Annotated in this window: 25 protein-coding genes and 1 pseudogene; 10 read left to right on the top strand and 16 right to left on the bottom strand. The window is 61.9% G+C overall.

Going from position 1 to position 26,630, the window contains the following annotated elements:
• Positions 1-163: 163 nt before the first annotated feature.
• The 6 genes from J3D60_RS12350 to puuE all read right to left on the bottom strand — a co-directional run bounded on the left by J3D60_RS12350 (position 164) and on the right by puuE (position 6,090).
• Positions 164-1,513 (bottom strand): nucleobase:cation symporter-2 family protein, encoded by a 1,350-nt coding sequence (locus J3D60_RS12350; protein WP_092355131.1) that lies wholly within the window; start codon positions 1,511-1,513, stop codon positions 164-166.
• 116 nt (positions 1,514-1,629) lie between these two features.
• Positions 1,630-2,913, bottom strand: coding sequence for a urate hydroxylase PuuD (locus tag J3D60_RS12345; RefSeq protein WP_253491611.1), 1,284 nt, complete (start codon positions 2,911-2,913; stop codon positions 1,630-1,632).
• 51 nt (positions 2,914-2,964) lie between these two features.
• A complete protein-coding gene (locus J3D60_RS12340) occupies positions 2,965-3,468 on the bottom strand; it encodes an ureidoglycolate lyase (RefSeq protein ID WP_094951459.1) in 504 nt (167 codons plus the stop codon).
• A gap of 146 nt (positions 3,469-3,614) precedes the next feature.
• Entirely contained in the window at positions 3,615-4,610 is a 996-nt protein-coding gene (gene alc / locus J3D60_RS12335; protein ID WP_253491610.1) for an allantoicase, read from the bottom strand.
• 41 nt (positions 4,611-4,651) lie between these two features.
• The gene (gene uraD / locus J3D60_RS12330) at positions 4,652-5,167 is read right to left on the bottom strand and encodes a 2-oxo-4-hydroxy-4-carboxy-5-ureidoimidazoline decarboxylase (RefSeq protein ID WP_253491609.1); all 516 of its coding nucleotides are present in this window, start codon (positions 5,165-5,167) and stop codon (positions 4,652-4,654) included.
• A complete protein-coding gene (puuE, locus tag J3D60_RS12325) occupies positions 5,164-6,090 on the bottom strand; it encodes an allantoinase PuuE (protein WP_253491608.1) in 927 nt (308 codons plus the stop codon). Before puuE ends, uraD begins: the two co-directional genes overlap by 4 nt.
• Positions 6,091-6,469: 379 nt before the next feature.
• Here puuE and uraH point away from each other — a divergent pair, with 379 nt between their 5' ends.
• Both uraH and J3D60_RS12315 read left to right on the top strand, forming a co-directional pair.
• Positions 6,470-6,823 (top strand): hydroxyisourate hydrolase, encoded by a 354-nt coding sequence (gene uraH, locus J3D60_RS12320; protein ID WP_027603919.1) that lies wholly within the window; start codon positions 6,470-6,472, stop codon positions 6,821-6,823.
• A gap of 151 nt (positions 6,824-6,974) precedes the next feature.
• On the top strand, positions 6,975-12,197 hold the full coding sequence (locus J3D60_RS12315; protein WP_367399670.1) for a DUF6543 domain-containing protein: 5,223 nt from the start codon (positions 6,975-6,977) through the stop codon (positions 12,195-12,197).
• Here the strand turns inward: J3D60_RS12315 and J3D60_RS12310 are convergent.
• The 3 genes from J3D60_RS12310 to J3D60_RS12300 form a co-directional block, all read right to left on the bottom strand.
• Positions 12,172-12,813, bottom strand: coding sequence for a LysE family translocator (locus J3D60_RS12310; protein ID WP_065940516.1), 642 nt, complete (start codon positions 12,811-12,813; stop codon positions 12,172-12,174). The genes J3D60_RS12315 and J3D60_RS12310 overlap by 26 nt on opposite strands.
• A 12-nt stretch (positions 12,814-12,825) precedes the next feature.
• Positions 12,826-14,172 (bottom strand): NCS2 family permease, encoded by a 1,347-nt coding sequence (locus tag J3D60_RS12305; RefSeq protein ID WP_253491606.1) that lies wholly within the window; start codon positions 14,170-14,172, stop codon positions 12,826-12,828.
• Positions 14,173-14,363: 191 nt separating this feature from the next.
• Positions 14,364-14,798, bottom strand: coding sequence for a MarR family winged helix-turn-helix transcriptional regulator (locus tag J3D60_RS12300; protein WP_253491604.1), 435 nt, complete (start codon positions 14,796-14,798; stop codon positions 14,364-14,366).
• Positions 14,799-14,879: 81 nt separating this feature from the next.
• Between J3D60_RS12300 and J3D60_RS12295 the strand changes: the two genes are divergently transcribed.
• Together J3D60_RS12295 and J3D60_RS12290 are read left to right on the top strand one after the other, a co-directional pair.
• Positions 14,880-16,046, top strand: coding sequence for a PLP-dependent aminotransferase family protein (locus J3D60_RS12295; RefSeq protein ID WP_253491603.1), 1,167 nt, complete (start codon positions 14,880-14,882; stop codon positions 16,044-16,046).
• Between the two features lie 10 nt (positions 16,047-16,056).
• Positions 16,057-16,659, top strand: coding sequence for a glutathione S-transferase family protein (locus J3D60_RS12290; protein ID WP_027603925.1), 603 nt, complete (start codon positions 16,057-16,059; stop codon positions 16,657-16,659).
• Between the two features lie 60 nt (positions 16,660-16,719).
• Here J3D60_RS12290 and J3D60_RS12285 read toward each other — a convergent pair whose 3' ends face one another.
• A complete protein-coding gene (locus J3D60_RS12285) occupies positions 16,720-17,616 on the bottom strand; it encodes a LysR family transcriptional regulator (RefSeq protein WP_065940511.1) in 897 nt (298 codons plus the stop codon).
• A 130-nt stretch (positions 17,617-17,746) separates the two neighbouring features.
• On the opposite strand from J3D60_RS12285, the gene J3D60_RS12280 reads away from it, so the two are divergent.
• The 3 genes from J3D60_RS12280 to J3D60_RS12270 are packed head-to-tail and all read left to right on the top strand — an operon-like array spanning position 17,747 to position 20,683.
• A complete protein-coding gene (locus tag J3D60_RS12280; protein ID WP_253491602.1) occupies positions 17,747-19,039 on the top strand; it encodes a CitMHS family transporter in 1,293 nt (430 codons plus the stop codon).
• Between the two features lies 1 nt (position 19,040).
• The gene (locus tag J3D60_RS12275; RefSeq protein ID WP_253491601.1) at positions 19,041-20,366 is read left to right on the top strand and encodes an acyclic terpene utilization AtuA family protein; all 1,326 of its coding nucleotides are present in this window, start codon (positions 19,041-19,043) and stop codon (positions 20,364-20,366) included.
• Positions 20,363-20,683, top strand: coding sequence for a hypothetical protein (locus J3D60_RS12270; protein ID WP_253491600.1), 321 nt, complete (start codon positions 20,363-20,365; stop codon positions 20,681-20,683). The genes J3D60_RS12275 and J3D60_RS12270 overlap by 4 nt, the downstream gene beginning before the upstream one ends.
• A 46-nt stretch (positions 20,684-20,729) precedes the next feature.
• On the opposite strand, the gene J3D60_RS12265 is transcribed toward J3D60_RS12270, so the two are convergent.
• On the bottom strand, positions 20,730-21,101 hold the full coding sequence (locus J3D60_RS12265) for a glutathione S-transferase N-terminal domain-containing protein (RefSeq protein ID WP_253491599.1): 372 nt from the start codon (positions 21,099-21,101) through the stop codon (positions 20,730-20,732).
• Positions 21,102-21,202: 101 nt separating this feature from the next.
• Entirely contained in the window at positions 21,203-21,748 is a 546-nt protein-coding gene (gene folE, locus J3D60_RS12260) for a GTP cyclohydrolase I FolE (RefSeq protein ID WP_019826593.1), read from the bottom strand.
• 143 nt (positions 21,749-21,891) lie between these two features.
• Between folE and J3D60_RS12255 the strand changes: the two are divergent.
• A pseudogene (locus tag J3D60_RS12255) lies at positions 21,892-22,656 on the top strand (zeta toxin family protein).
• A complete protein-coding gene (locus J3D60_RS12250; protein ID WP_065926615.1) occupies positions 22,653-22,841 on the top strand; it encodes a hypothetical protein in 189 nt (62 codons plus the stop codon). Before J3D60_RS12255 ends, J3D60_RS12250 begins: the two are co-directional and overlap by 4 nt.
• A 52-nt stretch (positions 22,842-22,893) precedes the next feature.
• Here J3D60_RS12250 and J3D60_RS12245 read toward each other — a convergent pair whose 3' ends face one another.
• The 3 genes from J3D60_RS12245 to J3D60_RS12235 form a co-directional block, all read right to left on the bottom strand.
• Complete coding sequence (locus tag J3D60_RS12245) at positions 22,894-23,451, bottom strand: Smr/MutS family protein (protein ID WP_092486383.1); 558 nt, start codon at positions 23,449-23,451, stop codon at positions 22,894-22,896.
• 75 nt (positions 23,452-23,526) lie between these two features.
• A complete protein-coding gene (locus J3D60_RS12240; RefSeq protein ID WP_027603931.1) occupies positions 23,527-23,847 on the bottom strand; it encodes a hypothetical protein in 321 nt (106 codons plus the stop codon).
• A 141-nt stretch (positions 23,848-23,988) separates the two neighbouring features.
• Positions 23,989-24,579, bottom strand: coding sequence for a cysteine hydrolase family protein (locus tag J3D60_RS12235; protein WP_115486801.1), 591 nt, complete (start codon positions 24,577-24,579; stop codon positions 23,989-23,991).
• A gap of 240 nt (positions 24,580-24,819) precedes the next feature.
• Between J3D60_RS12235 and prmB the strand changes: the two genes are divergently transcribed.
• Positions 24,820-25,728: a 50S ribosomal protein L3 N(5)-glutamine methyltransferase gene (prmB, locus tag J3D60_RS12230; protein WP_065926617.1), complete on the top strand. Its 909-nt coding sequence runs from the start codon at positions 24,820-24,822 to the stop codon at positions 25,726-25,728.
• A 67-nt stretch (positions 25,729-25,795) separates the two neighbouring features.
• On the opposite strand, the gene J3D60_RS12225 is transcribed toward prmB, so the two are convergent.
• The gene (locus J3D60_RS12225) at positions 25,796-26,605 is read right to left on the bottom strand and encodes a hypothetical protein (RefSeq protein WP_065940505.1); all 810 of its coding nucleotides are present in this window, start codon (positions 26,603-26,605) and stop codon (positions 25,796-25,798) included.
• Between the last annotated feature and the right edge of the window lie 25 nt (positions 26,606-26,630).

The raw sequence follows: 26,630 nt of genomic DNA, 5'->3' as shown, positions 1-26,630 counted from the left end.
GTGGTTACAAAAGTGGTCTGAATGGTCAGCTTTATTGCTACAGCAAGACCCGCGCCAAGGCGGTAAACAACCGTCGATCCAAGCGGGCGCGGAGAATACTGGCTCCCACGTCAGGGCTCAAGTGCGCCGTTACAGCGCGCACAGGGCGACAATGGGGCATGTGTCAGGTATGGGCGGGGTCGACTACGGGGCGTTCGGCCCCGCCGAGAATGTTGAACAGGATATTCAGCGACAGTGCGCTGAGGGTCGCCATGGCGATGCCGCTGTGGGTGATCGGGCTCATCCACACGGGCAACTGTGCGAAGAACTCCGGGCGCACCACGGGGATCAGGCCCATGCCGATGCTCACCGCCACCAGCAACTGGTTGCGACGGTCGGCGATATCGGCCTCCTGGAGGATCTTGATGCCGGTGGCCGCCACCATGCCAAACATGGCAATCGCCGCCCCACCGAGCACTGCCGGGGGAATCGACGCCACCAGGTACGCGGCCTTGGGCAACAGGCTGAGCACAATCAGGAAGGCACCGGCCATCATCGTCACCGAGCGGCAACGCACGCCGGTCATCTGCACCAGGCCGATGTTCTGCGCGAAGGAGGAGTGGGTGAAGGTGTTGAAGAAACCGGCGAAGAACGACGCACCGGCATCACACAGCAAGCCACGGCGCAGCATTTTCGGCGTGACGTCCTGGCCGGTGATCTTGCCCAGCGCCAGGAACATTCCGGTGGATTCGACGAAGATGATCACCACCACCAGGCACATCGACAGGATCGGCGCCAGCTCGAACCTGGGCATGCCGAAGTGCAGCGGCGTCACCACTTGCACCCACGGTGCCTGGGCCAGGCCGCTGAGGTCAACCATACCGATGGCCCCGCACAGGGCGTAACCCAGGCCCATGCCGATCAGCACCGAGATATTCACCCAGAAGCCGCGCATGAAGCGGTTGATCAGTAGGATGGTGGCCAGTACCAGGGCGGCAATCGCCAGGTAAATCGGTGAGCCGAAGGTGGCCGCTGCGCTGCCGCCACCGGCCCAGTTCACGGCCACGGGGAACAGCGACAGGCCGATGGCCGTGATCACGGTGCCGGTCACCAGCGGCGGAAAAAAGCGTACGACCTTGGACATGAACGGCGCGATCAGCATGCCGAAGAACCCGGCGGCGATGGTGGCGCCGAAGATGCCCTGCAAGCCGATACCGGGCATGCCGGCCATGGCGACCATGCTGCCCACAGCAGCGAAACTGGCGCCCATCATCACCGGCATACGGATGCCCACCGGGCCGATGCCGAATGACTGCACCAGGGTGGCAATGCCGGCTACCAGCAGGTCGGCGTTGATCAGAAAGGCGATTTCTTCACGGCTCAGGCCGGCGGCCTGGCCAATGATCAAGGGGACGGCGACGGCGCCGCCGTACATCAGCAAGACGTGTTGCAGGCCTACCAGAATCAGTTGCAAGAGGGGCAGCCGCACCATGGCGGGTGCGGCAGGAATCTGCGGTTCGACTAACTCGGTCATGCAACACCTCGGATCTTTTTTATTTTTGTGTTGTGTGGAACGCAATCTCTAAATCACTGCAAGTCCCCTGTGGGAGGGGGCTTGCCCCTCCCACATTTTGGATTTGCGCCAGGCTGTCAGTTGGTACGCGCCCCCTGATTGATCCAGGTGCCAATCAAATCCCGCTCCTGCTGGGTCATCTGGGTGATGTTGCCCAACGGCATGATCTGGCTCGCCACCGCCTGCGCCTGGATACGCGCCGCCTGTTGCTGGATCTGCGCCGGGGTATCGAACATCACGCCGGCCGGCGCGGTGCTGAACAACGGGCTGGTGGGCTTGGCCGAATGGCACACGGCGCAGCGTTCCTGGATCACTCCGTGGACCTTGTCGAAATCAATCGTCGCCTGGGCCGGCGCAGGTGCGGCGGCCGGAGCTGCCGGCGCGGCGGGTTTCAGGCCACCGCCCAATGCGGTTTCCGGCAACGGTTGGTACTCGATGGCCGCCGGTGCCTTGGCAATCGGTTCGGCCGGCTTGGGCCCGGTCACATACGCCAGGCAAATCATGGCCAACGCACCCACCGGCAAGGTCCACGCATACTTCTGGCTGTTATGCCGCGTGTTGAAGTAGTGCCGCACCAACACCGCCGCCACCGCGATCCCGGCCAGGATCAGCCAGTTGTATTGGCTGCCGTAGGTGCTCGGGAAGTGGTTGCTGATCATGATGAACAGCACCGGCAGGGTGAAGTAGTTGTTGTGCCGTGAGCGCAGCAGACCCTTGGCCGGCAGGGCCGGATCGGGCGTGCGGTTCTCGGCGATCGCCGCCACCAACGCGCGCTGCGCCGGCATGATGATGCGGAACACGTTACCGACCATGATGGTGCCGATCACCGCGCCCACGTGCAGGTACGCACCACGGCCGCTGAACACTTTGCTGAAGCCGTACGCGGCGGCAATCAACAGCACGAACAGGATCAAGCCGAGCAGGGCAGGGCGTTTGCCCAGGGCCGAGTCGCAGAGGAAGGAGTAGATGAACCAGCCGGCGAACAGTGAGCCGATGCCCAGCAAGACGCCTTCGCTGCCACTGAGGCTGCTGCCGGGGGCGAGCAGGTACAGCGTCGGGTTGAGGTAGAACACCACGCACAGCAGCGCGACGCCCGACATCCAGGTGAAATAGGCTTCCCATTTGAACCAGTGCAGGTTGTCCGGCATGGTCGGCGGGGCCAGCTTGTATTTTTCCAGGTGGTAGATACCGCCACCGTGGATCGCCCACAAGTCACCGGACAGGCCGTCCTTGGGGTTGACGCGGTTGAGGTTGTTTTCCAGCCAGACGAAGTAGAACGAAGCGCCGATCCAGGCGACGCCAGTGATCATGTGAACCCAGCGCACGCTGAGGTTCAGCCATTCCAACAGATGTGCTTCCACAGTCTTTACCTCTCGCCTGTCACCCTTGTTGTCGGGTGATCCGGCCTTCTCTTATTGGTGGGGGGCGAGGATCAACCGCTCATCCTCTTTGAAAAAATGCTCATCGCAGTTATTGCCTGTGCCACTGCGATCAACCACCAGGAAGTCATCCCGCTTTTCGATCGTCAGCACCGGGTGGTGCCAGACGCCGCGATGGTAATTGATGCCCTGCCTGCCGTTGGTGACGAAGGCGCGGACCAAGCCTGATACAGGTGCATCGCCAAGTGGCGCGACCACGATCAGAAAGGGGTTGCCGAGCAGCGGAATGAAGGCCTGGCTGCCCAGCGGGTGTCTCTCCAGCATGCACACGGTCAGCGGCATGTCCTGCGCGTCGGCGCGGAAGATGCTGATGATCGCGTTGTCTTCAGGCTGTGCGGTTTCTACCGTTGCCAGCTTGTGAAAGCGCATGGTCGACCCGTTGTTGATCATGAAGTGATCGCTGCCGTCGGTTTCGATAACGTCTCCGAAAGGGGCGAAGGCTTCTTTGGTCAGGGGTTCGATCATCAGTGTGCGCATGGCTGTCTCTTATCCGAGTTCTGTGTTGTTTGTTCTGCTTTTGTGGCGAGGGAGCTTGCTCCCGTTGGACTGCGTAGCAGTCCCATCTGTTGGGGCCGCTTCGCGACCCAGCGGGAGCAAGCTCCCTCGCCACAGGGGTTCACTGCTTACTTCGAAACTTTACCCAGCACACGCAGGCGACTCACACCGCCATCCGGGAACACGTTCAGGCGGATGTGGGTGATCGGGCCCAGTGCCTTGATCTGCTCGGCGAAGGTGTGTTCGGCGTGCATTTCCAGTTTCTGTGCCGGCAGCAGTTCGCGCCAGAACAGCGACTGGGTTTCGATCTGGCTGTCGGTGCCGCCCTTCACGAAGGCGCCCTGGATCGAGCAGGTGTCCGGGTAGTTACCCTTGAAGTGCAGGGTGTCGACGATGATCTTCTCGATTTCGCCGGGGTGGCCCAGGGCGACGATCACCCAGTCATTGCCTGGCGTGCGACGGCGGGCGGTTTCCCAACCATCGCCCATGTTGACGCCACGGCCTGGGTTGAGAATGTTGCTCATGCGCCCGAAGTGTTCATCGGAACACGCCAGTGCGCGACCACCGTTCAATGCGGCAGCCAGGTCGATCTGTTCGTTGTCGCCCACTGCCGACCAGTCGCGGAACGGCACGCCGTACACACGCAGACGGGCTACGCCGCCATCCGGGTAGATGTTGAAACGCAGGTGGCTGAATGCCTGGTCGTTGCTGATCTCGTGGTAGTGGTGGCTGTTGCCTTGCAGCTCGACGGCCGACAGGACTTCTACCCACTGGGTGTCGTCGTCAGGCTCGCCCGAGGCCAGGAAGCAGGCTTCCAGGGAGGCCGACGGAGGGTAGTTGCCGGTGAAGAATGAAGTGTCGATGTCCACGCCCTTGATCGAACCCGGTACGCCCAGGCGGATCACGGCGCTGTCGTAGCCTTCGAAGCGCTTGCGGCGTGACTCCCAGCCGTCCATCCACTTGCCGTTGTCATCGAAAACGCCCTCCTTCCACACGGCCGGGGTCGGCTGGAACAGGCGGTTGGCGTCGGCGAACCAGTCATCTGTCACGGAGATGATCTTGGTGCCCAGGCGGGCGTCGGCCAGGTTGACGAACTTTTCGAAAGGTACGGCGTAAGCTTTCATTCTTCTTGTCTGCCTTAAATAGAGTGGCTGGGGATGGTCGTTTAGAGGGTCAGTAAACGGAACAACGCGATCTTGTTGATCTCGGCCAGTGCGCATTTGAACTCAGCGTCTACCGAGTTGTGAATGCGCGTTTCGAACGCGGCCAGGATCTGATGCCGGTTGCTGCCTTTTACCGCCATGATGAAGGGAAACTTGAACTTGGCCTTGTAGGCATCGTTCAGCTCGGTGAAGCGTGAGAACTCTTCGGCCGTGCAGTGGTGAATCCCCGCGCCAGCTTGCTCATCGGTGCTGGCTTGGGTGAGTTGGCCCTGGACGGCCGCTTTGCCGGCCAGGTCCGGGTGAGCGTTGATCAACGCCAGCTGACTGGCGTGATCGGCGCTCAACAGGATGTCGCTCATGCGCTGGTGCAGGGTTTCGATCTGGTCGATCGAGGCATCCTGGCCCAGCTCAAAGGCCTTTTCGGCCACCCATGGCGAATGTTCGTAGATGTCGGCGAAGGCCTGGACGAAGGCGTCACGGCTCAAGGTCGAGGGTTTCAAGGTCTGGAAAGCAGTCATTTGGCCGCTCCCTGAAAAGGGTGTACGTCATGCCAGTGGCGGGCGATGTCGACGCGGCGGGTGAACCACACCTGGTCATGGCCCTTGGCGTATTCGATAAAACGCTTCAACGAGGCCAGGCGCGCCGGGCGGCCGATCAGGCGGCAATGCAGGCCGATGGACAGCATCTTCGGTGCCTCGACGCCTTCGGCATACAGCACGTCGAACGCGTCTTTCAGGTACTCGAAAAAGTCATCGCCCTTGTTGAAACCCTGCACCTGGGTGAAGCGCATATCGTTGGTGTCCAGGGTGTAGGGGATCACCAGGTGCGGCTTGCCGTTGGGAGTGTTGGGTTCCCAGTAGGGCAGGTCGTCGTCGTAGGTGTCGCAGTCGTAGAGGAAGCCGCCTTCCTCCATCACCAGCCGCCGCGTGTTGGGGCCGGTGCGCCCGGTGTACCAGCCCAACGGGCGTTCGCCGGTGAGTTCGGTGAGGATGCGGATGGCTTCGAGCATGTGCTCGCGCTCCTGGGCCTCGTCCATGTATTGGTAGTCGATCCAGCGGTAGCCGTGGCTGCAGATCTCGTGGCCGGCGTCGACCATGGCGCGGATCACATCCGGATGACGCTGGGCAGCCATGGCCACGGCGAAGATGGTCAAAGGAATGTCGAATTCCTTGAACAACTTGAGGATGCGCCACACGCCGGCACGGCTGCCGTATTCGTACAGCGACTCCATGCTCATGTTGCGCTCGCCCTGCAGCGGCTGGGCCGAGACCATTTCCGAAAGGAAGGCTTCGGACTCTTTGTCACCGTGCAGAATGTTGCGCTCGCCGCCTTCTTCGTAGTTGAGTACGAACGACAAGGCGATGCGTGCCTTGCCCGGCCAGTGGGGGTGAGGAGGGTTACTGCCGTAACCGATCAGGTCGCGTGGGTAGTCAGCGCTCACTGCAGTCTTCCTTCTTGTTCGTGGTAGCAAGTGTGTGGCGGCCAGCGGAAAGACTGGGTGGCGTCACAGCGATGGGCTGATTGTATACAACTTAATGGTCACTTTGTAAGCCTGTATTTCCGCATTTTTTCCGTGGAGTTGCCGCCGTTCAGCACTGCAAGAAACTTGCCCGATTGGTCAGTAAACGGACAAAAGGTCTTTTAAAAGCAAGGCTTGCTGAGAATTCCCGCCGAGGATCGAGGCGTCGCAGCCTGTGGGAAACTTTGTGATTTTTATTGTGTACAATTTTTATTAAAAGTGTCTTAATCGGCCCATCAGCGGCTTTTTGATGCCCCGTAAAGGTGCAGCCTATTTCACTTCATGCAAGGGAGCCCGCCCCATGGGACGACTGACGACACACGTACTCGACGCAGCCCACGGCTGCCCCGGCAGCGCCATCCAGGTTGAGCTGTACCGCGTCGACGGCACGCAGCTGGAACTGGTCGCCACTGCGCTGACCAACAGCGATGGCCGCTGCGACGCGCCGTTACTGCAAGGTGATGACTACCGCAGCGGTGTCTACCAATTGCAATTCAGCGCCGGCGATTACTACCGCGCCCGCGGTGTGCAATTGCCGGAGCCGGCCTTCCTGGATGTGGTGGTATTGCGCTTCGGCATCAGTGCCGAACAGGATCACTACCATGTGCCCCTGCTAATTTCGCCCTACAGCTACTCCACCTATCGCGGTAGCTGAGTCGTCACCTGGTTACACCCCCAAGCTCTTCGTTGGTTTTTCGCCCGCCCACACTGCGGGCTTTTTTTGTGCGCGGCACCCGTCAATTATCTAGCGCCCTGTGGGCGTTTGCGCTGCATAGGCTAGGGTTTTCCTCGACGAAGATACCGCCGTGACTTCACCTACCGATCCCGATATGGCCGACGACGATGCGTTGCAGGCCATGCGTCGCCAACTGACCCGGTCCATCAACCGCAGCCCCCATCCCAGCCTGTTGATCAATTGGCTGACCGTTGCCGACCTGCGGTGCGCCCAGTCGGCCAAACACCAGTCCCGCCTGATCCTGCATGCGCCCAAGGTGCTGCGGGTGATTCGCGCCGAGCTGCGCAAGGCCTTTGACCTGGACCCGGACGGCCTGCTCTTCACCGAACCCAAGCCGCCGGCAGCCGCGCAGCAGGTCGACAGTCTGACCGACCGTGCGTTACGGCTGATGGTGTTGCCTGCAGTGTCGATCAACCTCAATCAGTTCACGGCTGTCAGCCTCAAGGCCGAGCCGGCACGCCAGCTGCCGTTTACGCCGCTGGAGGCGTTGCGCCGGGTGATTGCGCTCAACCTTTCGGCTCGGCTTGCCCAGGTGCACAGCGCCTATTGGCAGGCGCTGGTGCCGGGTTCCTGGCTGACGCGCCAGGAGCGCTGGGCTGCTTTGCACAAGCAGCAGTTCGCTGACCAGGCCTTTGTGGCGCGGCAGTTGGACGAGCTGTCGGAGGAGGCGATGGGCATGGTCCAGGCGCTGGTGGACGCTCCGACGGCCGAAGCGCGCCGACGCGCCGGTGAGCTGTGGGCCAGCGTCCAGGCCAGTGAGTTGATGTGGCCGGGCGTGGGGCCGCGGCTGATGCCGATCCCCGGCGCCCTGCATATTTATCGCGAGGGCGACCCGGCGGGCGGGCCGCACGTGATGTACCTGCCGGGCGCCCGCCGCAACTACTACGAATATCCGTCGTTCGCCCACTTGCAGTGTGGCCTGGTGGCATTGATCAATGGCGCCTCGTTCGACGACCTCTGGCAGTGCCTGCCGCTGCGGCGCCGGCATGAGGTATGCCGGCCCGAAGACGCGGCGGCGGCGCCCGGACGCGGTGTGGCAGTGAGGGGCGATGCGCTGGCATACAGCGCGCAGGCGGTGCTGGAGGGGCAATGGGAAAACGAGTTGGCCTGTGGGATGTCGATCAACCTTGCGCAGGTGTTTTCCGCCAGGCGCGAGCCGCTGGAGATGAATGCCGCGCGGTTGCTCGCCTATATCGAACGCGCGCGCCGACACTGGGTGGGCAAGGCGCGCCTGGGCAGCCTTCGCCGGACGTTGCAGGACTGGGATCAGCATCGGCGGCGCAAGGAAATCCTGTTCGCCAGCACCGCCGCGCACCTGCCCGTTAACACGGCGCTGCAACAGCTTAAACGGTATGAAAAAGGCCTGATGGCATTGCTCGACCCGCAGGACGTCGGGGCGGATACCCAGGCCTTTGACGATTTCGTCGTGTTGGAGCAGCGGCGCAAGGTGCACGCGGACACCCTGCACACGCTGCTGCACGGCGCGCAATTGCAACTGTTCGACCCCGCCTTCTGGAAGGCGCGCCCCGTCGGTCAAGCCAGGCGCCTGAACGCGCTCATCGACGGGTGGACTGCTGTGCTGCGCGCCGACATCCTCTTGCTGCATCGGCTCCAATTGATCCGCGCAGTCCATCGCGACCTGCTGGTGGATGTGCTGGATACGCCGCTGGCCAGCAAGCGCGCCGGCAGCGATACCCGCGTGCTGTCCGTGCTGGTGGGCAGCGCCGACGCCTTTGAGCCTCTGCACAGCGTATTTGCGGTGACCCGCAGCACGGCGCTCAACGATCCGCAGCGACGGGTGCCGGTGGTGCTGTGCGCGTTGGGGCGCGAGGGTGGCGTGGCGACGTTTGCCAGCCTCGAAGCCTTGTCCCAGGGCATCGAGGCCAGCCTCGACAGCCGTGATGGGTCTGTGCTGTGGCGCTACATCGAGCGGCCGCAGCGCAACGCCATACGTGAACAGGTGGCCAATCAAACCCTGGCGGTGCGCTATGAGGTCATCGAGGGTAATCCTGTCTTGCTTGCGCTCAAAAGGCTGATGAAGGGGTACCTGCGCCTGCAGCGCGGGTTTGATGGCCGCGCGAATATTTTCAGTGAAATCCGGGATGTCCAATTGACTCGCTCGTTGTTGGCCGTCGAGTTGGAGAAGCACCTCGACGCGCCGGTCAGCGATGCCCTGATTCAAGCACGGGCCCAGGTCGACGTGGTGCGCAAGGCGGCGGCAGCCAAACACGGATTGCCGAGCTGGCTGGCCGAGGCGACGGTGGCGCAACGCAACCGTTTCAAGTACCTGCAAAGCCGCTACCTGGGCAGCGTCCTGGCCTATGAAGAGCGCCTCGGGCAGCGTTTGCCGGATCTGCTCAGCTTCGCCCGCAGCCTTTTGATTGCGCGCTTGCGTGAGGACGGCCTGCCGCCGCAGCTGGACATCGACACTCCGCTTATTGAAATGCCCGACCGGGTCGATGGTCGCTTCTGCGGTTGGGAAAGCGGCTGTACGGTCGGCGATCGCAAGGAAGTCCTGGCGCCCAGTGCTGAGCGTTCGCGCTTGAGCCTGCTGCAACTGGCACTGCACAACCTCGACCCGCAGATGATGTCCACCTGGTGGCGCTTCCGTTATGCCCAGTACCTGCAACCGGCCTGGCGGCAGCAACTGAGCCCGCGTTACCTGATCGGCATGGTGTCCTCGCTGGATATTGGCGGGCGCTACGAGGCCTTGATCAATGGTGCGTTTTATCCCCCCGATGCCGCTGCGCACCGGCTGAGCGACGCACGTGTCCCGGAGCTGCTCAGGCGAGCCTTGCAGGCGGGTATCGAGGCGGATCTCCATTCGGCGATTCAGCAGGGGCTGACCGCGAGTGCCCAACGTTTTTTCAACACGGCAATGGCGGCCCGTGTGCCCGCGGATTTGCTTGCACACGGCGATCAATTGCAGTTGCACGTGGTGCATCTGGTGGGCCATACCCTGCAGCACGATCGCTATATCGCCGGCATCCTGCTGATTCACGACCTATTGTCGCAACGCTGCGTGGTCTATTGGCCCAGTGCGCCGGATGCGCGGCACATTCATGAGTACGCCAGCCTGCAAGAGGCCCATGAGCACCTCAATCGTGTCGGGGCGTTGCCCGATTACGTCAGCGCCCTGGCCCGGCATGTTGCGCCGGGCTGGGCGTTTGAAGCCATCGCCCATCACCCGGGTGCGGTGCACGCGCAAGCCGGTTTTTTTCAGCCGAGTAATCTGCTGCCGGGTGCGATCATGCTGCAGGGGCTCTGGCGCGCGGCTGATTTCGTTCGTTCATTCAATATCAAGCACCTGGTGCCCGCGGCGCGTGTCGAGGAGATTGAACAGCAACTGCTTGAGCAAATCGCCAGCGACCCGCTGAACTGGCTGGCCTGGGTCCCGACGTCCCACGCCGATGCCCAGGCCCTGTTGTACCAGGCGCGGGTGCTTGAGTTGCACCGCCAGGCCCAGGCGTACAGTCAGTCCGGCCAGGCGCTGCAGCGCTACCGCGAACAGCACCTGGAGGCGCAACGTGACACGCGTCGGCGGGCGTTGTTGTCGGTGGTGGTGCCGTTTTTCAGCCTGGGTAACCAGTTGTACGAGTTGCTGCTCACCTCGCGGCGTTATCACCGCTATGGTGAGGCGCGGGATGCGGTGGATGTGGCGTTTGGCACGGTGTTTTTGACGATAGACCTGTTATTGACGTTTTTCCCCGGCCCCAAGCTGAAGCCGGGCGCCGTGGCGAACCCGGCCGTCCGTTCCATGGGCGCCGGCTTGAATCGTATCCACCGCGCGAGCGTCTCGACGTTGGGCCGGGTCGCCCCATTGGCACCGTCGCCATCGAGGGTCGCGCGGCTCAAGCTCCTGGAGCGCTTCAAAGCCCAGGGTACGCCGCAGGAGGCCGTGGCGTTGAAGGGACCGGGCGAAAAGGGCATCTACGTCAAACATGGCGAGTACTTCATGGTGGACGACACGCACCACTACCCGGTTTACCGACGTGGCGACGAAGCGTATTTCCGCCTGAAGAACCGGCAGGCGCCGGGCGTCGATGAGTTGATCCTGACGGTCCATGAGCCCCGGGAGTGGCTGCTGGGGGCGGATGCACCCGTGGCCGGGCCGAGCTCGGCGACGCTCACCCCGTGGCCGGCACCTGCCCGAGCGCCAGGCTGGCGACCGCCCACGGCACCGATGGCCACCCACAACCGTATTCTTCAGTCCGCCGCGCCGGCGGACTACTGGTTCAGTTGGCGTACCCAGATGCCTGAGGCCCTGGCGACGAGTCCGCCGGCTTCCGGGGTGTTTCACGTGCATCTGGAACCGCCCGGTTTTCCCTACGACGCTATCTACATCGGTTCCAGGTATGACACCGCGACGCAATCGGGCGTTGGTTATTACCGGTTGCTTCACCAGGGGGATCACGCGCCGTTAAGCACGCTCGGCTTTATTGCCAGGAACGAGCCGCTGGTTTCAAAGGCCCAGGTGGATATCGAGCGCTGGACCGGCAGCGCGCTGCAGGAGCAGCCGATTCCGGTGTCGCGCCTGCCATCGGGGGAGTGGCAATTGCACACGCCATTGTTCGACGGGCCGCTGGAGCCACAGGTGGGCAGGGCGTTTCCGGGCATTACGCGGCAAAGCCAGGCGTCTGCGATTGCCAGGGTGATTGAGTTGGCCGATTCCTCGCGCTCGGTCACGGCCAGCCATTTGCTCAACCTGCGGGCCACCCTGGACAACTGGTTGACCCCCAACCCTGTGAGGCTGGGCCAGACCGATGATTTGCTGAACCTGCTGCGGCCCACGCAAACGCGGGGCGCCAATCTGTTCATTGGCTACGAAGGCAAGGCGCCGGGTTTCACCCGTGTCGATTTCAGTTCGCCGGTGGCGCTGGCGCCGGCACTCAAAGCCGGTGGTGCGCAGGTCTCCGAAGCGCGCAAAACCCTGCAGCGGGAGGCCGTCAGGGCGGTACTGGAGCAGCAGGGCTTCAGCCTTCACGAATGGCGTGTGCGGCGCGGCAAGATCCTCGTGCCTGAACTGGTTGCCACCCATCCCCATTCGAACAACCTGTACTACGTGACCTATCAGTGGTTCGAGCGCGGTTCGGTGGCGTTGAACAAGCGGCTTACTGACCGCTGGCTCCAGGCAGCCATCCGTTCGCACCGGGATTCCGTCCTCGCCGCCACGGTCAGCGGGGCGATGGAGGAACAGCGCCTGGTTCGGATCGTCGCAGGCATCCAGTGGCCGGTGCTGGGGAACCTGGCACCCAGCGTTTACTTCGTCAAACTGAGCCCGCCCGTGCCTTGAGCAGCGAGGCGACGCCGGCGCAGCCGAACAGCGCGGCACTGACGCGGTTGAACCAGTGTTGGCCGCTGCCGCTGCGCAGGTAGCGTGCAGCGCCATGGGCGCCGAGACCGTAGGCGAGTTTGCACAGCAGGTCGAGGAGCGTCCAGGTGGCGATCATGATCAGCAATTGCGGCAGGAACGGTTGTTGGCTGCTGAGGAACTGCGGCAGGAAGGCGGCGAAAAACAGGATGTCCTTGGGGTTGCTGGCCCCCAGCACGAAGGCGCGGCCGAACAGCGCGCGAAAACGTGGCACCGGCGCCGCCTCCGGGACGGTCGCGCCGTGGGACGGCTGGCGCGATTGCTGCCAGCTCTGCCAGGCGAGGTAGAACAGGTAGAGCGCGCCGACGATCTTCAACGCGCTGAAGAGTTGTTCCGAAGCCAGCAGCAATGCGCCCAGGCCCAGGGCCGACGCGCTCAACAGGCAGATCGAGGCAATCACCCCACCGAGAAATGCCGGGTACGAGCGGCGCAGGCCGTAGTTCAGGCTGTTGCTGATCATCAGCAACGACAGCGGCCCCGGGATCAGGATCACCACCAGCGCAGCGCCGCTGAACAGCAGCCAGGTTTCCAGACTCATTGCATGCTCCTTTTATAGAAAGACGAACTTGGCGATAAAGATCGCGCACAGCACCCACAGGCTTACGGAAATCTCGCGGTACTTGCCGGTGCCCGCCTTGAGCGCCACGTAGGTGATAAAGCCCAGGGCGATGCCGTCGGCGACCGAGAAGGTCAGGGGCATCATGATTGCGGTCACGATGGCCGGAATGCTATCGGTGGCCTCATCCCAGTTGATATGGGCCATGCTCGCCATCATCAGCATCGCCACGTAGATCAGCGCGCCGGCGGTGGCATAGGCCGGGATCATGCCCGCCAGCGGTGCGAAGAACATGGCCGCCACAAACAACACGCCGACCGTGACCGCCGTCAACCCGGTACGGCCACCTGCGGCCACACCGGCGGCGCTTTCCACGTAGCTGGTCACCGGCGGCACGCCGACCATGGCACCGAACACACTCGACGCGCTGTCGGCCTTGAGGGCGCGGGACAGGTTATCGATCTTGCCGTCGGCGTTGACCAGCCCGGCGCGTTGCGCAACGCCCATCAGTGTACCCGCAGTGTCAAACATGTGCACAAACAGGAAAGCAAATACCACGCTGATCATGCTGACATTGAATACACCTTTTATGTCCATGGCCATCCAGGTCGGCGCCAGGCTCGGAGGCGTGGATAGAATGCCGTTGTAGTGCACCAGGTCCAGGCCCCAGCCGGCCAGGGTCACGGCGATGATGCTGATGAGGATCGCGCCGAACACCCGGTGGTAGCTGAGGATTGCGATCAGCAGGAAACACACCGCCGCCAGCAGCGGCGCCGGCTCGTGCAGCGAACCGAGCTTGATCAGCGTGGCCGGGCTGTCGACGATGATGCCGGCGGTTTTCAGGCCTATCACCCCGAGGAACAGCCCGACACCAGCACCCATGGCGTGGCGCAGGCTGACCGGAATGCTGTTGAGCAGCCATTCACGCACCCGCGATAGTGTCAGGCCCATGAACAGCACGCCGGAAATAAACACCGCACCCAGCGCGGTTTCCCAGTGGTAGCCCATGGTGCCGACCACGGTGTAGGTAAAAAACGCATTCAGGCCCATGCCCGGCGCCAGGCCCACCGGCCAGTTGGCGTACAGGCCCATCAGCAGGCAACCCAGGGCGGCGGCGATGCAGGTGGCGACGAACGCTGCGCCGTGATCGATACCGGCATCGGCCATGATGTTGGGGTTGACGAAGATGATGTAGGCCATGGTGATGAAGGTGGTGAGCCCGGCGATCAGCTCGGTCTTCACTGTGGTGCCATGCAGGCGCAGTTTGAACAGGCGTTCGAGCCAGCCGTTCTGTGAGGGGGCAAGGTCCAGCGGCGAGGCTTCGGATTTGCGGCTATCCACAGCGAGTACTCCTCAAGCATTTTATTGTTATGTCCAGCGCGGGGCGCTGTGAGGTACTGGCGGGTTTTGTTGACCAATAGGTCAGGAACTCGCACGAAGCGAATTATGCTTTTGTATACAAATAAAGCAAATAATGTTTTCTATTTTCTGCATGAAAAGGATGAAAGGCAAAGCCAGGGCGCCACCGAGGATCAAGGCTGGCCTGCAAGCGCCTGGTTGACTGCGAGCCAACCGTTTACCGCTTCTTCGCCCGCTTCGGCGAAGGCGCGCTGCAACAACTTCACCTGTTCGCGGCGCAGCGATTGCTCGAAACGCTGGCCTTCCTCGGTCAACTCCAGCAGGCGTTTGCGCTTGTCGGTCTCGGACGCAACGCTGTCCACCAGGTGCATTTCCTGCAATTGGCGCAAGGGTATGTTCAGCGCCTGCTTGCTCACACCGAGCAATTCCAGCAGTTCCTTGACGCTCAGCGCCGGGTAGCGCGCGATAAAAAACACGATGCGCTGGTGCACGCGGCTCAGGCCACGGCGTTCAAGCATTTCATCGGCCTTGGCAGTGAACGCCTGGTAACCGAAGAAGAACGCTTCCATGGCTTGTTGCTGGCTGCTTTGGTTTTTAAGGTCAAGCATGTTGACGTATCCACTCAAGCTGTCGTAATTTCGGTCAACCAGTTTGACGTATTTCCCACAGGCTTCGCTAGCGGTGACCTTATGGCCTTCTCTGAACGTGTTACGCGCCTCAAAAGCTCCTTGATCCGTGAAATCCTCGCGGCCGCCCAGCGCCCGGAAGTGATGTCGTTCGCCGGTGGCCTGCCGGCCGAAGCCATGCTGCCGGCGCTGGACTGGGATGATATGCCGCTCAACATCGGCCAATACGGCATGAGCGAAGGCGAGCCGCAGTTGCGTGAACTGCTCGCCGCCGAGGCGCGTGCGTTGGGTGTGCCATGCCAGGCCAGCCAGGTGCTGGTGGTCAGCGGTTCCCAGCAAACCCTGGACCTGGCGGCCAAGCTGTATATCGACAAAGGCACCAGGATCCTGCTGGAAGGCCCCACCTACCTGGCCGCCCTGCAGATCTTCCAGCTGTTCGGCGCCGACTGCCTCAGCGTGCAACTGGAAGCCGATGGCCCCGACCTGGCCAGCCTGCGCGCCAACCTCGAACGCCATCGCCCGGCGTTCGTCTACCTGATCCCGACGTTCCAGAACCCTTCGGCCGTGCGTTACAGCGAAGCCAAGCGCGAGGCCGTCGCCGCCTTGCTCGATGAGTTCGGCGTGACCCTGATCGAAGACGAACCCTACCGCGAGCTGACCTTCGACGGCGGCAGTGCGCAGCCCATCGTCGGCCGCTTGAAAAAAGCCAGCTGGATCTACACCGGCACGGTCTCCAAGACCTTGCTGCCCGGCCTGCGCGTGGGGTACCTGATCGCCAGCCCGGACCTGTTCCCACACCTGCTCAAGCTCAAGCAGTCGGCGGACCTGCACACTAATCGCGTCGGCCAGTGGCAGGCCATGCAGTGGATCGGCACGCAGAAATACCAGCAACACCTGGTGGAACTGCGCAGTTTCTACCGCGAGCGCCGCGACGCATTCCAGGCTGCATTACAACGCCACTTCAGCGAACTGGCCGACTGGCAAGTGCCCCAGGGCGGATTATTCTTCTGGCTGACCTTGAAACAGCCGCTCGATACCCGCACCTTGTTGGCACCTGCGCTCGATCAGGACGTCGCGTTCATGCCCGGTGAACCGTTCTTTTCCGAGCCGGACCAGCATTTAGGCTCACTGCGACTCAATTTCAGCCATATCGACCCGGCCCGCCTGGACGAAGGGCTCAAACGCCTGGCCGCGGTGGTCCGTCAAGCACAGCACGCGCAAGCGGCATAAGGGGAGCCCCATGTACAAGGTTTATGGCGATTACAAGTCGGGCAACTGCTACAAGGTCAAATTGATGCTCAACCTGCTGGGCATCCCGTATCAATGGGTGGATATCGACATCCTCAATGGCGATACCGAGACCCCTGAATTCCTGGCCAAGAACCCCAACGGCAAGATCCCGGTGCTGGAGCTGGAAGACGGTACCTGCCTGTGGGAGTCCAACGCGATCCTCAACTTCCTTGCCGATGGCAGCGAATTCCTGCCCACCGAACCGCGTCTGCGCACACAAGTGCTGCAATGGCAGTTCTTCGAGCAGTACAGCCATGAGCCCTACATTGCGGTGGCGCGGTTTATCCAGTTCTACCTGAACATGCCGGAAGATCGCCTGGAGGAATACAAGACCACCCACAAGCGCGGTTACAAGGCTCTGAAGGTCATGGAGCGTCAGCTGCAAACCACGCCATACCTGGTGGGCGAGCAGTATTCGATTGCCGATATTGCGCTGTATGCCTACACCCATGTGGCCCATGAAGGTGGGTTTGACCTGACGCCTTACCCGGCGGTGCAGGCCTGGTTGAAGCGCGTGGCCAGCCATCCCAGGCATGTGGCCATGCTCGACTGATCACCACGGTCAAAAACGGTGGGAGGGCGGTGCGACGATTCGACTTGCCCCCTCCCACATTCAGCTCGATGCCGTGCCAGATAATTCATCGTGCAGCAGGTCGAAACAGCGCTGCGCCGCCGGGCTCAATCCCATCCCGCTACGACTGATCAAACCGATCTCGCGGTTCACCCCGGGATGATCGATGTGGATGCGCTTCAACCCCTCCAGGCTGTCCGCCGCCGACTCCGGCAGTACGCTGATCCCCAGCCCCTGACGCACCAGCGCCAGCACCGTCGACATGTAGTTGGCCTCCATCCCGGCGTTCATCGTCAACCGCGTCTCATCGAACAACCCATCCACTTGCTCGCGTACGCTGCTGTCGCGGCCGGTGAGGATGATCGGCTGGTCCGCCAGTTGCTCCAGGGTCAATTGGCGATGGTGGGCGAGGGGGTGATCCAGCGGTACGAACGCACACAATCGATCATTCAGCACCGGGGTGAACTCCAGGCCATGGCTTAGCCGCGCCCGTACGCCAATACCGAAATCCACTTCGCCTGCGCGCACCTGGGCATGAATGCGATGGGCCACCAGGTCCTGCAGGCGTACTTCGATCCCGGCAAAACGCTCGCGAAACAGGCGCAAGGCCGGCGGCAGGGCACCGGCGCAGACCGACGGCAGGGCCGCGAGGGTGACGACGCCACGGCGCAAGGCCGCGAGGTCGCGGGAGCCGGTGACGATGTTGTCCAGGTCCAGCAGCAGTTTTTCCATCGGCCCGCGCGCGTCCTGGCCGGCAGCGGTGATGCTCACATGCCGGGGGCTGCGGTCGAGCAGGGCGACGCCGAGCCAGTCTTCGAGTTGTTGCACCTGCACGGTGAGTGCCGAAGGCGAAAGATGCAGCTCATGGGCGGCCTTGATAAAGCTGCCGGTGCGTGCCACCGCAAGGAACGCCTGAATGTGCTGGATCGAATTTTTCATTGTTGTTGTTCTCGAGCGTTTTGTTTTTACGAATATAACTGGCTGAACATTCCAATTTACAAAGAGTAACGCGCTTCCAATACTCCAGGGAAAACAATAACCGGCCACCAAGGCCGCTCTGGAGTAACCCATGCTCGCAACCCTGGGTGTCATTACCATCCTGTGCCTGCTCGCTGCCGTCATGAGCAAACGCCTTTCGCCACTGGTGGCCCTGATCGCCTTGCCGATCATTGCCGCGCTGCTCGGTGGGTTCGGCCTGCAAACCAGTGCCTTCATCATTACCGGCATCAAGAACGTCGCCCCCGTGGTGGGCATGTTCGTGTTCGCGATCCTGTTTTTCGGGATCATGACCGATGCCGGCATGCTCGATCCCATCATTGATCGCATCCTGCGTACTGTAGGGACACGTCCTACACGGATTGTCGTTGGGACTGCGACCCTCGCCCTGTTGGTGCACCTGGACGGTTCCGGTGCCGTGACCTTTCTGGTGACGGTGCCGGCGATGCTGCCGTTGTATACGCGGCTGGGCATCGACAAACGCATCCTCGCCTGTGTCTGCGCGATGGCCGCCGGGGTCAACTTCCTGCCGTGGACCGGCCCGGTGCTGCGCTCTTCGGCGGCCTTGCACGTGCCGGTGGCGGACCTGTTCCAGCCGCTGATCCCGGTGCAGATCGTTGGCCTGATCTTCGTCTTCGCCTGCGCCTGGTGGCTCGGCCGGCGAGAAGAAAAACGCCTGGGCCTGGGCGCCGGCTCCAGCGTGGACGCCGTGCCGCAACGGGTGCTCAGCGACGACGACATCAAGCTGCGCCGCCCACGCCTGTTCTGGGTCAACCTGATCCTGACCGTGCTGGTCATGGTGGTGATGATCGCCGGCTGGGTCGACCCGGTGGTGATGTTCATGCTCGGCACCGTGGCAGCGCTGTGCATCAACTACCCGAACGTGGACGCCCAACGCGCACGCATCGATGCCCATGCGAAAACCGCCCTGACCATGGCCAGTATCCTGCTCGCCGCCGGGGTGTTCACCGGCATCATGCAAGGCACCGGCATGCTCAAGGCCATCGCTGAAGTGGCGGTGGCGCAGATTCCGGCGGGCCACGGCAAGTTGATTCCGGCGGTGGTGGGCTTTATGTCCATGCCGCTGAGCATGCTGTTCGACCCCGATTCCTATTATTTCGGCGTAATGCCGGTGATCGCCGAAGTCGGCAAGGCCCTGGGCGTCGACCCGCTGCAAGTGGCCCAGGCGTCGTTACTGGGCGTGCACACCACCGGTTTTCCGGTCAGCCCGCTGACCCCGGCGACCTTCCTGTTGGTGGGCCTGTGCAAGATCGAATTGGCCGATCACCAGCGCTTCACCATCCCTTTTCTGTTTGCCGCGTCGGTGTTGATGACCCTCACGGCGTTGCTCCTGGGAGTGATTTGAAATGAAAACCTTGCGCATCGGTTCCGGCGCCGGCTATTCCGGCGACCGCATCGAACCTGCCGTGGAACTGGCCGAGCGGGGCGACCTGGATTACCTGGTGTTCGAGTGCCTGGCCGAGCGCACCATCGCCTTGGCACAACAGGCACGAATCAGCGATCCACAGGGGGGGTATGACCCGCTGCTCAGTGAGCGCATGCGCCGGGTGTTGCCCTTTGTCGGCCAGCATGAAGGGCGCCGTCGCCTGCGGGTGATCACCAATATGGGCGCGGCCAACCCCGTGTCGGCTGCCGTTGAAGTGCGCCGTATCGCCACGGAGCTGGGCCTGCACCTCAAGGTCGTGGCCGTGGTGGGCGATGATGTGTTGGAGGCCTTGCGGCCTGAGCAATTGCTGGATAACGGCCAGACCGTGGGTTCACTCGGCAAGCGCCTGATTTCCGCGAATGCCTACCTGGGCGTCGACGGCATTTTGCAGGCCCTGCGCGCCGACGCCGATGTGGTGATCACCGGGCGGGTGGCCGACCCGTCGCTGTTCCTGGCGCCGCAGATGTTTGCGTTCGGCTGGGCAGCGGATGATTGGCAGCGCCTGGGGCGCGGCACGTTGGTCGGGCATCTGCTGGAGTGTGCCGGGCAGGTCAGCGGCGGCTATTTTGCCGATCCTGGTTTCAAGGATGTGGATGACCTCGCACGCCTGGGCTTTCCGTTGGCTGAAATCGATGCCGAGGGGGAGGCCGTGATCACCAAGGTGGCAGGCTCCGGTGGGCGGGTCAGTCGTGCCACCTGCACCGAGCAGTTGATCTACGAAGTGCATGATCCTGCGGCGTATCTCACCCCGGACGTGACTGCCGATTTTTCCCAGGTGGGGTTTGATGAGGAGGGCGTTGATCGGGTACGTGCCCACGGTGCTGCTGGCCGCGCACGGCCCGAGCAGTTGAAGGTGAGCGTCGGTTACCTGGATGGCTGGATTGGCGAAGGGCAAATGTCCTACGGCGGTCCCGGCGCGGTCGCACGGGCGCAGCTGGCGCGGGATGTCGTACTCAAGCGTTTGGAGCTGATGGGTGTGAAGATGCAGGACCTACGCGCCGAACTGATCGGTATGGACTCGCTGCACGGTCCGCGCAGCAGCGTAGAGCCCTGGGAAGTGCGCCTGCGCGTGGCGGCCCGCTGTGAAGAACGCAGCGAAGCGGTGCGGGTCGGCAATGAAGTGGAAACCCTCTACACCAACGGCCCGTCCGGCGGCGGCGGTGCCAGCAAGAGCGTACGGCAGGTGGTGGCGGTGGCGTCATTGCTGCTGCCCCGTGATGCGGTCAACCCGAGGATCGAAGCATGAAACTGCACACGCTGGCCCATTCCCGTACCGGCGACAAGGGCGACACCTCGAACATTTCGATCATTGCTTACCGAGCCGAGGATTTTCCGCTGTTGTGTGAACAGCTTACCGCCGAGCGCGTGGCCGACTTTTTTACCGGCCTGCTGGAGCCGGACGCGGCCCCGGTGCGGCGCTATGAACTGCCGAATGTGCAGGCGCTGAACTTCGTACTGCCGGGGATATTGCGCGGCGGCGTAACCCGCTCGCTGGCACTGGATGCCCATGGCAAGTGCCTCGGCTCGGCACTGCTCGATCTCGATTTGGCACTACTGGACTAACTCTGGGAGGGACTTGCCCCTCCCACAGTGGATATGCCCAGGTCGGTCAGATCGCGGCGAAACGCTTGTCCAGGTAATCGATGATCACCTTGGAGTCATACATCCAGGTGGTCTGGCCATTCTCTTCGATACGCAGGCACGGCACCGTGATCTTGCCGCCTTGCTCCAGCAGGGTCTGGCGGTCCTGCTCGTTGTTCTTCGCATCCTTCAGCGCCACCGGCACATTCAGGCGGTGCAGGGTGCGGCGGGTCTTCACGCAGAACGGGCAGGCGTGGAATTGATACAGGGTCAGGTCCTTGGCCGCTGCGTTCACCTGCGCCTGTTGTTCGGCAGGGCGCTGCTTTTTGCGCGGGCGGGTAAGGAAGTCGCCGGCGATGATGACGTGGCCGAGGCCCACTCGAAGTGCTTTGACGAACATGGCTGAAACCTCTTGCCCATGAAGAAGGGGCCGCAGCTTACCTCAATTTTGCAGGCGAAAAAAAACCGGCGATGAACGCCGGTTTTTCCCTACCCAGCCTGTTACTTGATCAGGCTGAGGAATTCACTGCGGGTGGCCGCGTTTTCGCGGAACTCACCCAGCATCACCGAGGTGATCATCGACGAATTCTGTTTCTCCACACCGCGCATCATCATGCACATGTGCTTGGCTTCTATCACCACGGCCACGCCCAGGGCACCGGTCACTTGCATCACCGCATCGGCGATCTGGCGGCTGAGGTTTTCCTGGATCTGCAGGCGGCGCGCATACATGTCGACAATCCGCGCGACCTTCGACAGGCCCAGCACCTTGCCGCTCGGGATATACGCCACATGCGCCTTGCCGATAAACGGCAGCAGGTGGTGTTCGCACAGCGAGTACAACTCGATGTCCTTGACCAGCACCATTTCGCTGTTGTCGGAGCTGAACAAGGCACCGTTGGTGACTTCTTCGAGTGTCTGTTCATAGCCGCGGCAAAGGTACTGCATCGCCTTGGCGGCACGCTTGGGCGTGTCGAGCAGGCCCTCGCGGGAGACGTCCTCGCCGAGTTGGCCGAGGATCGCGGTGTAGTTTTGTTCCAATGTCACAGGACTGTTTCCGTATGGGTTTCAGAACGGTACGGTGTATGCCTGTACCAATGTGAAGCGCTGCCCGGCGCGCAACAGCGGCGGGTGATGTGGCGCACATAGTAGCGTAGGTGCGCCGACAGTTGTATTCCCGGACGATACCGATGTTAGAGTCGGCCTCCGTTGAGGAGGACGTGATGACCCCGCTGGAGCGAAGTATTTCTGAGCGCGCCCTGATCTTTGCCAAAGCAAATCGGACCCGCATTGCCCGTGAACTTGCCTGCCTGACTAAGTACCCAGGTGAAAATTATCCGGTTTCAGTGTTTATGGCGGGCTCGCCTGGTGCCGGCAAGACAGAAGTGTCCAAATCATTTATTCGCTTGATGGAGGAGGGGGGATCCAGTGCATTGCGAATCGACCCCGATGACTTCAGGGAATACTTTCCTGACTACACAGGCGCAAACTCCAGTCTTTTTCAACGTGGCGTAACTGCTATGGTGGAGAGGACCGTCGATCTGGTTTATCAGCAGCGTCAGTCTTTCCTGTTGGACGGAACGCTGGCCAACTTTGCCGTGGCTCGGAAAAATATCCAGCGCGCCCTTGATAAGTAAAACCGGTCTGCACAGGTTATCTACGTCTACCAGAAGCCTGAGCTGGCGTGGGAATTTGTGTTGGCACGGGAGACTGTTGAGGGGCGAAACATTCCTTGCAAAGAGTTCATTCGCCAGTTTTATGCATCAAAAACGACGGTGTGCGGATTGAAACGTGAGTTTCTGGGGCGTCTTCAAGTCGATGTGCTCATCAAGGACACTGATGGCGGGGCGTCGTACATCGGCATCGACCTATCGGCTGAGGAAATTGACGAACTCGTTATACAGCCCTACCATCCTGATCAACTTGAGCAAATTTTGACCGGAGTAGCCTTATGAAAGGCGAAATTACGGAAGTTGTAGAAAAATATTCATCCACCACCATGTCAGATTTTTTTCGAAGTGGTTCGGTAGAAGAAAAACGTGCTGTTTACAGAAGCGCAGCCGATACTGCGATCACCATGCAAAAGGCAGTGATCTCGCTGGCGAAAGAGAAAAAAGCGAAAGAGCTTTTCGACAACTGACGTTACTGGCAATACCACAATAGCCCAGCTCAATTGCTGGGCTTTTTATTACTTATTCGTCGCGCCCTTCCATCATCGTGCGCTTGAGCATCACATACACCGCACCCGCGCCCCCATGACGGGCCTGGCACGAGGTAAAGCCGAGCACCTGGGCATGCTGGCGCAGCCAGGTGTTGACGTGGCTCTTGATCATCGGCCGCTTGCCGTCCAAGCGCACCGCCTTGCCATGGGTGACGCGCACGCAGCGGATTTCGAACCTGGTGGCTTCGGCGAGGAAGGCCCACAGGGTTTCCCGGGCTTTTTCCACGTTCATGCCGTGCAGGTCGAGGCTGCCTTCGAACGGGATCTGACCGGCCTTGAGCTTGCGCATCTGGCTTTCCTGTACGCCGTCGCGGGCCCACATCAGCTCGTCTTCGGGGCCGACGTCGATCACGAACTGGTCTGACAGGCCATCCACGGTGGTGGCATCGGTGCGCACCGTAGCAGCCTGGCGCAGCTTGGCGATCTGTGCGCGGTCGGCCTTGGGTTTGCCGGTGTCGGCGCGGTCGTGCTTGATCGGCTTGACGCCGCGCAGCTCGTTTTTGAACAGGGAAAAATCGTCGTCTTGCATGTCAGCCTCCGCGAAGGGCGGGCAGTTTACCTAAATCGCGGCGGCCGGGGCGCAGGAAACGCTATCCAAGCGCCATCAGTCGTGCTTTTTCATCAGGTGCGAGGCGATGTTCAGTGACAACGGCTGGCGCATCTTCCGACGGCTGCGGCGCCACAGCCACACGCCCAGCCACAGCACCAGCAGCCCGATCCCCAACAGAATCGCCGAGCCGCCAGGGCTGGCATTCAGTTCGCCAAGGGCCGGCGAGTGGCCAAACAAACCGGCGCCACCAGCGCCGGTCAACAGCAAACCTACTACCGCCAACAGCGCGGCAATGCCGGCCACCAGGCGCAGACGCCAGTTGCTCGGGCCCTTGGGGCGCAAGCGACGAGCGTCAAAACCATCGGATATCTTCATTCCGACCTTTCCTCCAGGGTATCGGCCCTTCGACCGGAAGATACACAGGTTGTTCCTGTACCCGAGGTAAATGCGCCAAATGAGAGGGCTTTGCGGATGAGCGGGACCTGCAATAGGCCGCGCCGCTCACCCGAAGGGCGATCAGATCAGGTCTTTAGTCAGTGCGAGAGTGGCAAAGTTGTCAGCCATGATGGCCATCTCGGTCTGCTGCACATGCTCGGCGCTCAGGATGCCACCTTTGTAAGGCAGGTCGCGGGTGGCACAGGCGTCTTCCACCAGGGTGCAGCGAAACCCCAGGTTCTTCGCGGCACGCACGGTGGTGCTGACGCTGGAGTGGCTCATGAAGCCGCAGACGATCAGGTCCAGGGAACCGAGGTCCTGCAGGTGTTTTTCCAGGCCGGTGCCGTGGAAGGCGCTGGGCAGCAGCTTGCCGATGATGGTTTCGTCACCTTGAGGTTCGAGGCCGGAGATGAACTCACCACGCTCGCCCTGGGGGTCAAACAGGCCGCCCACGGTACCCAAATGGCGCACGTGCACGATCGGGCGCCCGGCGTTGCGCGCGGCGGCGACCAGTTGCTTGATATTGCCGACCGCCGCGTCCATGCCGGAGAGGGCGAGCGGGCCACTGAGGTATTCCTTTTGGGCGTCGATGATCACGAGGGTCGCATGGGCAAGGTTGGCAGCTGCGTAACCACGACCGCTGAGTTGAAACATCGTCTTTGGAACGGACATTCTGGGGCTCCTGTGAGGGGGGCTTTTGCGTCATTGTCCACTGGCTGAGCGGTTCTGTGAATCGCTACTATCGTAAGGTACGCCGTTGCTGGCGTGCAGCCATGTCAAGTGGCGGCGATGTTTAACCGAATGATGGCGATTTGGATGAAATCCGACGTACGGCAACAGCTTTTCGTACATCGTCGGTACAGGCGAAGACTGTTAGAATCGCCAGTCGTTTTTTCCAGGAGTCTGCCCCCCGTGATCACATCCCGCCTGCGCACCTTGCGCGACCACATCCGTTGGGCCGTCAGCCGTTTCCATGGGGAAGACCTGTTTTTTGGCCATGGCACCGACAATGCCTGGGACGAAGCCCGGCAGTTGGTGCTCGGCGCCTTGCACCTGCCATGGGAAATTGCCGACAGCTACCTCGATTGCAACCTGGAAGAAGAGGAAATCTCTCACGTACAGCGTTTGTTGCATCGCCGTATCCATGAGCGGGTGCCCACGGCCTACCTGTTGAAAGAGGCGTGGTTCTGCGGCATGTCGTTTATCGTTGACGAGCGCGTGCTGATCCCTCGCTCACCCATCGGCGAACTGATCGAAAACCGCTTCGAACCTTGGCTGGCCCAACCGCCGGCGCGCATTCTCGATCTGTGCACCGGCTCCGGTTGCATCGGCATTGCCTGCGCCTACGAGTTCCAGGACGCCGAAGTGGTACTCGGCGACCTGTCCTTCGAAGCCCTGGAAGTGGCCAATCAGAATATCGAGCGCCATGGTGTCGACGAGCGTGTGTACACCGTGCAGGGCGACGGCTTCGACGGCCTGCCGGGCCAGCGCTTTGACCTGATCGTGTCGAACCCGCCGTATGTGGATGCCGAAGACTTTGCCGACATGCCGGACGAATACCAGCACGAGCCGGAGCTGGGCCTGGCCTGCGGCGACGATGGCCTGAACCTGGTGCGGCGCATGCTGGCCGAGGCGGCGGATCACCTGACCGAGAAGGGTTTGCTGATTGTCGAGGTGGGCAACAGCCAGGTGCATGTTGACGCGCTGTACCCGGAAGTGGACTTCGCCTGGCTGGACTTCCAGCGGGGTGGGCATGGGGTGTTCATGCTCACGGCCGAGCAGTGCCGGGAACACCAGGCAATCTTCGCCGCTCGGGTTTAACCAAGCTTAGGGTAGAAAATGTGGGAGGGGGCAAGGCCCTCCCGCATTTCGATGGCTTTCCAGCCGGCTAGCGGTGCGTGGCAATCCAGATCAACAGCCCCGCCTGAAACACGGTGAACGCCACCAGGCAGGTGATGGTAAAGCGCAACCCGCTGTCCTCACGCTTGAACTTGGTGACCTTTTCTTCTTCCTTGCGCAGTTTCACTTCCTGCTCCAGCAGGTTGTGCTCGGCCTGTTGCAGCATCTGCGCGGCTTCAAGGATCTCCACGAACTGCACCTTCTCGGTGTTCCAACTGTCCAGTACGTCGCTGACCTTGCCCGGCTGCACGTTGCCTTTGAGGTGCTGCACATCGGCGTAGGCCACATCGAAACCCTGGACGCGCAGGAAGTGATCGCGGCGCAGGCGTGTGGCTTCGTTGAGTGCGTCCTTGTTGGCCAGGTCCACGCCGTCGACGCGGTAGTGCGACCATTTCTTCTTCGCCCACGCGGCGCCCTGGGCCACCAGGAAACGACCGATGCCGCGGTTGGCCGGTTCGATTTCCAGGCTGTTGCCCGGGCCGAAGTGCACGCGGTGTTTATCGTGATCCACCCAGATATCCAGATGGTTCTGCTCACGGCGCACCCGCTGCCCCGGCAATTGGATGACCATGCGCAACAGGCTGTGGTGTTTGTCATGGCGCTCGGCATAGCCGAACTGTACGAACCGCAGCGGCCGCAGGCCGGTGGCGCGGTCGGTGGCCAGCGGGGCCAGGCGCAGCATCTTGAAATGCTCGGCCTGAACATCCGCCCACGGCAGGGGAGCCGCCGTGTCGATGGCCTCGGTTTTTTCAGCCGGGGTGTCGGCGGTCGGTTCCGGTGTTGCTTCAGTGGTTGTCATGCGGTGCGATCCTGTCCAAGCCCTG

Source organism: Pseudomonas sp. S3E17 (assembly GCF_024168685.1).
Lineage (GTDB): Bacteria > Pseudomonadota > Gammaproteobacteria > Pseudomonadales > Pseudomonadaceae > Aquipseudomonas > Aquipseudomonas marginalis.
This window is presented reverse-complemented; position numbering and strand designations above follow the sequence as displayed.